At 66.6% G+C, this 7,897-nt stretch carries 8 protein-coding genes and 1 pseudogene; 4 read left to right on the plus strand and 5 right to left on the minus strand.

Annotated features, from left to right (window positions below; translation table 11 throughout):
- From DYI24_RS16510 to DYI24_RS16520, 3 genes and pseudogenes are all read right to left on the minus strand, one after another.
- Positions 1–389 (minus strand): annotated as a pseudogene (locus DYI24_RS16510) (hypothetical protein); the annotation flags it as partial.
- 37 nt (positions 390–426) lie between these two features.
- Positions 427–1,719 carry an adenylosuccinate synthase gene (locus DYI24_RS16515; RefSeq protein ID WP_107345879.1) on the minus strand — a complete coding sequence of 431 codons (1,293 nt, stop codon included), beginning with the start codon at positions 1,717–1,719 and terminating at the stop codon, positions 427–429.
- A 295-nt stretch (positions 1,720–2,014) separates the two neighbouring features.
- The gene (locus tag DYI24_RS16520) at positions 2,015–2,326 is read right to left on the minus strand and encodes a PilZ domain-containing protein (RefSeq protein ID WP_107345880.1); all 312 of its coding nucleotides are present in this window, start codon (positions 2,324–2,326) and stop codon (positions 2,015–2,017) included.
- A 389-nt stretch (positions 2,327–2,715) separates the two neighbouring features.
- Between DYI24_RS16520 and DYI24_RS16525 the strand changes: the two genes are divergently transcribed.
- The 3 genes from DYI24_RS16525 (at position 2,716) to DYI24_RS16535 (ending at position 5,377) form a co-directional block, all read left to right on the plus strand.
- Positions 2,716–3,540, plus strand: coding sequence for an aldo/keto reductase (locus DYI24_RS16525; RefSeq protein WP_164573074.1), 825 nt, complete (start codon positions 2,716–2,718; stop codon positions 3,538–3,540).
- 272 nt (positions 3,541–3,812) lie between these two features.
- Complete coding sequence (ybaK, locus tag DYI24_RS16530; RefSeq protein WP_107345882.1) at positions 3,813–4,289, plus strand: Cys-tRNA(Pro) deacylase; 477 nt, start codon at positions 3,813–3,815, stop codon at positions 4,287–4,289.
- Positions 4,290–4,447: 158 nt separating this feature from the next.
- Positions 4,448–5,377, plus strand: a complete 930-nt coding sequence (locus DYI24_RS16535) for a DMT family transporter (protein WP_107356853.1) — start codon at positions 4,448–4,450, stop codon at positions 5,375–5,377.
- Positions 5,378–5,389: 12 nt separating this feature from the next.
- Here the strand turns inward: DYI24_RS16535 and DYI24_RS16540 are convergent, their stop codons facing one another.
- The gene (locus DYI24_RS16540; protein ID WP_164573075.1) at positions 5,390–5,803 is read right to left on the minus strand and encodes a DUF1330 domain-containing protein; all 414 of its coding nucleotides are present in this window, start codon (positions 5,801–5,803) and stop codon (positions 5,390–5,392) included.
- Between the two features lie 232 nt (positions 5,804–6,035).
- Here DYI24_RS16540 and DYI24_RS16545 point away from each other — a divergent pair, with 232 nt between their 5' ends.
- Positions 6,036–6,941: a DMT family transporter gene (locus DYI24_RS16545; protein ID WP_164573076.1), complete on the plus strand. Its 906-nt coding sequence runs from the start codon at positions 6,036–6,038 to the stop codon at positions 6,939–6,941.
- Between the two features lie 15 nt (positions 6,942–6,956).
- Here the strand turns inward: DYI24_RS16545 and DYI24_RS16550 are convergent.
- A partial coding sequence (locus tag DYI24_RS16550) for a methyl-accepting chemotaxis protein (RefSeq protein ID WP_246701282.1) occupies positions 6,957–7,897 on the minus strand: 941 nt, incomplete at its 5' end.

The following is a 7,897-nucleotide window of genomic DNA, read 5'->3' on the forward strand; positions in this document are numbered from 1 at the left end:
GACGGCAGCTCCGGCTCCGGCATCGACCTCGGCGGGGGGCCGCGATTGACCTGCGGCGGCGGATCGCCGGGACGGCCGAGCGGACGGCTCGATGCACGCAGCGCATCGCCAGGACGCGGCGGGTCGCCCGGACGACCGCGGCCCTTGAGCTCGGCGCGCGACGCATCGCGGGCGCGCTGCGCGGCCTCGGACTCGACCTTGCGCACGGCCTCTTCGAGCGCCAGGCGCTCGCGGGTGATTTCGGATTCGGTCAGCGGCGGCTGGACGCCGCGCAACTGCGCGATCAGAGCCGCGCGCGCCCGCTCATAGATCGCGCGACGTTGCTCGCCCGGAGCACTCGGATCCAGGCTCGCAATAGCGCGTGCGATCAGCGGATAGTAATCAGCCATCTCGACTCAATTTACGATGTCTTTCGGTAACATCTTATTAAGCCTCGAACGGGTTCTGCACCAGGATTGTATCCTCGCGCTCCGGGCTGGTGGACAACAATGCCACCGGACAGCCGACCAGTTCCTCGATGCGGCGAACATATTTGATCGCCTGCGCCGGCAGCTCTGCCCACGAACGGGCATTCGCGGTCGGCTCCTTCCAGCCTTCGATGGTCTCGTAGATCGGCTCGACCCGCGCCTGCGCGCCTTCGCCGGCCGGCAGGTAGTCGATCTCCTTGCCGTCGAGCTTGTAGCCGACGCAGACCTCGACGCTGTCGAAGCCATCGAGAATGTCGAGCTTGGTGAGCGCCAGACCGGCGATGCCGCAGGTCCGCACCGTCTGCCGCACCAGCACCGCGTCGAACCAACCGCAGCGCCGCTTGCGCCCGGTGTTGACGCCGAACTCCTTGCCGCGACGACCGATCTCTTCGCCGATCTCGTTGGTCAGCTCGGTCGGGAACGGACCGGCGCCGACGCGCGTGGTGTAGGCCTTGCAGATGCCGAGCACATAGCCGACCGCGCCCGGGCCCATGCCGGTGCCGGTCGCCGCTTGCGCCGCGACGGTATTGGATGAGGTGACGTACGGATAGGTGCCGTGGTCGACGTCGAGCAGCGCGCCCTGCGCGCCTTCGAACAGGATGCGCTTGCCTTCGCGGCGCTTGATGTCGAGCAGGCGCCACACCGACTCGGCATAAGGCAGCAACTGCGGCGCCATCGCCGACAGCTCGGCCAGGATCTGGCCGGCGTCGATCTCCGGCTGACCGAGGCCGCGGCGCAGCGCATTGTGATGCGCGAGCAGCCGTTCGATCTTGGTCGGCAGAGTGTCGAGGTCGGCGAGGTCCATCAGCCGGATGGCGCGACGGCCGACCTTGTCTTCATAGGCCGGGCCGATGCCGCGCTGGGTGGTGCCGATCGCGCCGGCCTTGGCGGCGTTCTCGCGGGTGGCGTCGAGCTCGCGGTGGAGCGGCAGAATCAGCGTGACGTTCTCGGCGATGCGCAGATTGTCCGGCGAGATCGCGACGCCCTGGCCCTGCAGCTTCTTCACTTCATCGAGGAAGGCCTGCGGATCGAACACCACGCCGTTGCCGATCACCGCCAGCTTCGACGGCCGCAGCACGCCCGAGGGCAGCAGCGCCAGCTTGTAGGTCGCACCGTTGATCACCAGGGTGTGGCCGGCATTGTGACCGCCCTGGAATCGCACCACGATGTCGGCCTGCTCGGAGAGCCAATCGACGATCTTTCCCTTGCCTTCGTCGCCCCACTGGGCGCCGACCACGACGACATTGGCCATTTCGAGAAGGTTCCCCTGCCACTTTATCGGATGAAGCACGATCGCGGCGCGCCGGTGGCGACGATGACGGATCGGGCTCGCGCGCCCAGGCAAACGCGGCCGTGGCCGCTCGCATACGAGGCACGGCACCGGATAACGGATGCAGGCTTGCGACGCAAGCGAAACGCCCGTCCCACGGCGCTGCAACGCATTGTATCCCCTCTGAAATCCGTCACTGTTTGGAGGCATTCCGGCGAGGCCGACGCGTCGCCCCGCGGTGACTGCCGATCACCCCGGACGCAATACCGTTTTGGTGTCAGACACTGGCCCGCTGGTTCGGCAGCCGCTTCGCCCCCTTGCGGACGACGACGAAGCGCACCCCGATGGTGTCGCCCTCGACCCGCACCAGCTCGCAGCGTCGATAGGCGGTGCCGTTCGGCGTCAGCACCAGGAAGAACTCCCGCAGGTTCAGCCCGGCCATCGACGTCTTCAGGATCAGCTTGGCCCCGGTCTGCGAGATGTCGGCGATCGCGCAATCGCGCCGCCAGGTGCCATCGACGGCAATCATCACCGAATCCATCGCGGTTTCGAACCGGACCCGCGGATCTTTGCGGTCGCCATAGGTCACGCTCGGCTCCGTGCAATTCTTGGCGCCGCAACGACGTTGTCGCGGCCAATCGTCTTGTTCTTGAAATCCTCGGATCGACGCCCCGACGGCAGCCGCCCGCGGGCCTTGGGCTCCGTGCGCGAAGCCAATCCCTTGGAACTATTACCCCCGTCAGTTGTGGCGAATCGTAATCCACAACCACTTCCGATTCGTAAAATCCAATGCAGATGTCAGGCATTCGCATTCACAATGCGTTGACCTTTTCCGCAGCGTGGCAAGCTTTCCTAAGCGCAGCGACGCCTCCGCGCCCCGCCCTGATCACATGAGATCCGATGAGCCTGATTTGGGTTTGACGCGTTTGTCGAAGCGGGCTGGTGTCCAGTTCGCGCCAAGACGCACCAGGAGACCGCATGGACAGCATCAAGACCCAGGGACTTCGCGTGCCCAAGCTCGGGCTCGGCACTTTCAAGCTGCAGGGCAAGGACTGCCACGAGGCGGTGCTGACCGCGCTCGGCCTCGGCTATCGCCACATCGACACCGCCGAGATGTACGCCAACGAGGACTCCGTCGGCGACGCGCTGGAAGACACCGACGTGCCGCGTGATCAGATTCATCTCACCACCAAGGTGTGGTGGACCAATCTCGCGCCCGACGCGATCCGCAAGGCATTCGACCAGAGCCTGCGCAAGCTGAAGACCGACTATGTCGACTTCTATCTGATCCACTGGCCGGCGCCGGACATGAATCTCGGCGCGGCACTGGAGACGCTGCTGAAGATCAAGGACGAAGGCGGCGCCCGCGCGATCGGCGTCTGCAACTTCCCCGTGGCGCTGATGAAGCAGGCGGTGGAGGAGATCGGCGCGCCGATCGCCTGCAACCAGGTCGAGTATCACGTGCTGCTCGGGCAGACGAAGCTGCTGCCCTATCTGCAGAGCAAATCCATCCCGCTCACCGCCTACGCGCCGCTGGCCCAGGGCCGGCTCGCCTCCTATCCGGAGCTGCAGGCGATCGCCGACAAGCACGGCGCCACCGCGGCGCAAGTGGCGCTGGCCTGGCTGCTGGAGCAGGAAGGCGTGATGGCGATTCCGAAAGCCCGCAGCGAAGCCAGCCAGCGCAGCAATCTCGGCGCGCTGACCATCAAGCTCGACTTCGACGACCGCGCCGTGATCGCCAAGCTGCCGAAGAACCAGCGCTTCGTCACCCCGGCGTTTTCGCCGAAGTGGGATACCGAGTAGCAACGGGCTGGTCGCTACGAGGGGCCGGCACATATTTAGCCCCACCCTCGTCATTCCGGGGCGCGCGCAAGCGCGAACCCGGAATCCCGAGGTGCTGGCCGGACAGCCGCCCCATGACCGCGAGATTCCGGGTTCGCTCGCTTTGGGAGCGCCCCGGAATGACGGTGCGGGGGACATGATGGCGTTGCATTGCGTCGGCTTGCGCGCAGTGACAATGTGCGCGCCGGCGCACGCCAGTCTGCGCCGCCCTGCGACCTGCCTCGAGTCCCACCATGTCGAAATCCACCCGCGCCACCCAGATGCTGGAGAAGCTCGGCGTCGCCTTCAAGCTGCACAGCTATGAGTACGATCCGAACGCCGAGGCGATCGGACTGGCCGCCGCAGCGGCGGTGGGGGTCGAGCCGAAGCGGATGCTGAAGACGCTGATGGCCGAGCTGGATGGCAAGCCGGTGTGTGCGGTGATCGCCTCCGACAAGGAAGTCAGCATGAAGAAGCTGGCGGCCGCGCTCGGCGGCAAGAGCGCGAAGATGATGAAGCCGGCCGATGCCGAGCGGCTGACCGGCTACCACGTCGGCGGCATCTCACCGTTCGGGCAGAAGAAGCGCGTGCCGGTGGCGATCGACGATGCCGCGCTCGCCGAAACCACCGTATATCTCAACGGCGGCCAGCGCGGCCTGCAGATCGAGCTTGATCCCAACGCCGCCGTCACCGCGCTCGGCGCCGTGGCGCGCCCAATCGCAGCGGACTGACACGCCCGTTCGCCGCCGCGCATGCTCGCGATGCGTGCAGGCTGCTTGTGATCTGTGCAAAAACCCGTATTGCTGGGGCCAAATCTCAAAGGGAGGCGGCGTTCTGCTGATGCGGGCATGGCCGGGCGTGCGCGCCGCTTCCGAGCACCGGGCCTGCTATGACCACGACGACGCCGCCCGCTGAAGCGCCCCGCTTCGGCTGGATCTCAGACCAAGCCTATCTGCTGCTGAGCCTGACCTCGCTGTTCTGGGCCGGCAACGCCATTGTCGGCCGCGCCATCGCCGGCCACTTCCCGCCGGTGACGCTGTCGTTCCTGCGTTGGACCTGCGCGTTCCTGATCGTCGCGCCGTTCGCCTGGCGGCACCTGATCGCGGATTGGAAGGTGATCCGCCGGCATCTGCCGTTGATGGTGTCGGTGTCGGTGATCGGCATCTCGACCTTCAACACGCTGCAATACACCGCGCTGCAGTACACCTCGGCGCTCAACGTGCTGCTGCTGCAATCCACCGCGCCGCTGTTCGTGGCGCTGTGGGCGCTGATCGTGCTGCGGATGCGGCTGACGCTGACCCAGGCGATCGGCATTGGCTCGTCGATGATCGGCGTGGTGGTGATCATCCTGCACGGCAACATCGCCGAACTCGCCGCGATCGATCTCAACCGCGGCGACGTGCTGTTCGTCTGCGCGCTGGCGAGCTTCGGGCTCTACACCACCCTGACGCAGAAGCGGCCGCCGATGCACGCGCTGTCGTTTCTCGGCTTCACCTTCGGCTGCGGCGCGCTGTTCCTGATCCCGCTCGAAATCTGGGAGCTGAGCACCAAGCCGCTGCCGGCGATCGATTGGCGCAATCTTGGCGCGCTCGCCTATGTGGCGGTGTTCCCGTCGATCCTGGCCTATCTCTGCTACAACCGCGGCGTCCGGCTGATCGGCGCCAACCGCTCGGCGCCGTTCTTCCATCTGGTGCCGGTGTTCGGCTCGGCGATGGCCATCCTGTTTCTCGGCGAGCAGCCGCACCTCTACCACGCCGTCGGCTACGCACTGGTGCTGACCGGCGTGGTGATCGCGGCGCGCAAGCCGAAGACGGCGTGAGCGCGCCAGCGCTCACTTCACCGGGATGTGAAACTTGCTGAACGCCTCGCGGGTGCAGATGATCAGGTGATCGGCGCAGGCGTTGCGCCGATGCGGCTCGCACTGGCTGAGATATTCCGGCGACCGCATCATCGCCATGAACGCCGCGACCGTCGGGTAATACACCAGCGAGACATAGTCCCAAGGGGCGTGGTCGGAGCGCCCGAGCGCGATGCCCTTGGCGTTGCCGTTCCACAGCAGCATGCCGCCATGCTCCTTGATCAGCGCCACCTTCTGGGCGCTGTAGCGCAAGTAAGCATCCCAGCCGGTGCCGTCGCCATCTCCGGACTGCTCGTTGAACCGCAGCAGGTTCACCATCACCACCGGGCCCGGATCGTCCCGGTCGAGCGCCGTCAACCCTTCGATGTTCAACTCGTCGATACTCATCTTCGCCCCACTCGATCCGTGCGCCAGCATGCGCAGATCGCCGGCGACGTGGTAGCCGATTCTTTGCCGCGGCCAACCGCGCCGCAGCAACGCTTCCACCCGCGCCGTGCATGGAACTCACCGCCCACGCCAACACTCGCGACGCATGCCAGCAATCCGCCGCACGCCTCTTTTGCGCCGACGTGAATTCAGGCACGAAGACCAAAATGGTTCCCTTGCCCCGGCCCTCGACTTGATCGCCTGGTCCCGCTCCGCTTTCGGCTGGCTCGCCCACCAGCCTTATCTGCTGCTCAGCCTGACCTCGCTGTTCTGGGCCGGCAACATCGTGCTCGGCCGCGCGGTGGCCGGCCATGTGCCGCCGGTGACGCTGAGCTGCGCGCGCTGGGTCGGCGCGATGCTGTTGCTGTTGCCGTTCGCCTGGCCGCATCTGCGCCACGACTGGCGCAAGCTGCTGCACCACTGGAAGCTGATGATCGTGCTGTCGGCGACCGGCTTCGCGATCAACAACGCGCTGTCGTATTGGGGGCTGCAATACACCCAGGCGCTCAACGCGCTGCTGATGCAGTCCTCCGGGCCGCTGTTCGTGGCGCTGTGGTCGCTGCTGCTGTTCGGCGTGCGGCTGACCTGGATGCAAGCGGCCGGCATCGCGCTGTCGCTGCTCGGCGTGCTCACCATCATCCTGCGCGGCGACTTCGCGGCGCTGGCCGGCATCGAACTCAACCGCGGTGACCTGATGGTGGCCGGCGCGCTGTGCGCATTCGGGCTGTATTCGGCCTTGATGCCGAAGCGGCCGGCAACCCATCCGCTGTCGCTGATCGTGGTGACGACCGGCTGCGGCGCGCTGCTGTTGCTGCCGTTCAGCGCTTGGGAATACGCCAGCGGCGTGCGGCCGAGTGCCGACTGGCTCAGCGTCGCGACGCTCGCCTATGTGGTGATCTTCCCGTCGATGCTGGCGTATCTCTGCTTCAACCGCGGCGTGGCGCTGATCGGGCCGAACCGCTCGGCGCCGTTCCTGCATCTGATGCCGGTGTTCGGCTCGGTGATGGCGATCGTGCTGCTCGGCGAAAAGCCCGAGCTGTTTCACCTCGCCGGCTACGCCATGGTGGTCGCCGGCGTGTTCATCGCGGCCCGGCGGTGACGGAACGCGCAGCCGTCAGGCCGCGCGCACCGTGTGCATGAACTTGCCGACCTCGAGCTTGAGCCGATTGCTCTCGCCAGCGAGCGACTGCGCGGCATGCAACACTTCGCCGGCCGCGGCCCCCGTGCCGCTGGCGCCGTGCTCGACCTCGACGATGTTCGACGACACCGCGCGGGTGCCTTCGGCCGCCTGCTGGATATTGCGCGAGATCTCCCGAGTCGCGGCGCCCTGCTCTTCCACCGCCGAGGCGATGGTCGAGGCGATCTCAGACATCTTCTCGATAGTGCCGCCGATGCCCTTGATGGCATCGACCGACTCGTGCGTCGCCGACTGGATGCTGGCGATCTGCTGACCGATCTCGCCGGTCGCCTTCGAGGTCTGCTCGGCCAGCGCCTTCACTTCGGCGGCCACCACCGCAAAGCCGCGGCCGGCCTCGCCGGCACGCGCTGCCTCGATGGTGGCATTGAGCGCCAGCAGGTTGGTCTGCTGCGCGATGGTGTTGATCAGTTCGACGACGTCGCCGATCCGCGCCGCAGCCTGCGACAGCTCCTCGACGCGGTGATTGGTGTGGGCCGCCTGCTCGACCGCATCCGACGCGATCTTGGCCGAGGCTTGCACCTGGCGGCTGATCTCCTCGACCGACGCGGTCATCTCCTCGGACGCCGACGCCACCGACTGCACGTTGGTGGAGGCTTCTTCCGAGGCACCGGCAACCCTGACGGTGAGATGCTGGGCGCGCTCGGCGTTGACGTTCAGGGTGCCGGCGGAAGCTTCCAGTTCGGTCGCGGCCGACGACACCGTCTCGATGATCTCGCCGATCGCGCTTTCGAAATCGTCGGCGAGCTTGTGCATGTCGGCACGGCGCTGCGCGGCGGCGATCGCATCCTGGCGGATTCGGGCGTCGGCCTCTTCGCGCGCCTTGGCGGCGGCGTGGACCTTGAGATCCTCGATCGCAT

The organism is Rhodopseudomonas sp. BR0C11, from assembly GCF_010820945.1.
GTDB classification, from domain to species: domain Bacteria; phylum Pseudomonadota; class Alphaproteobacteria; order Rhizobiales; family Xanthobacteraceae; genus Rhodopseudomonas; species Rhodopseudomonas palustris_H.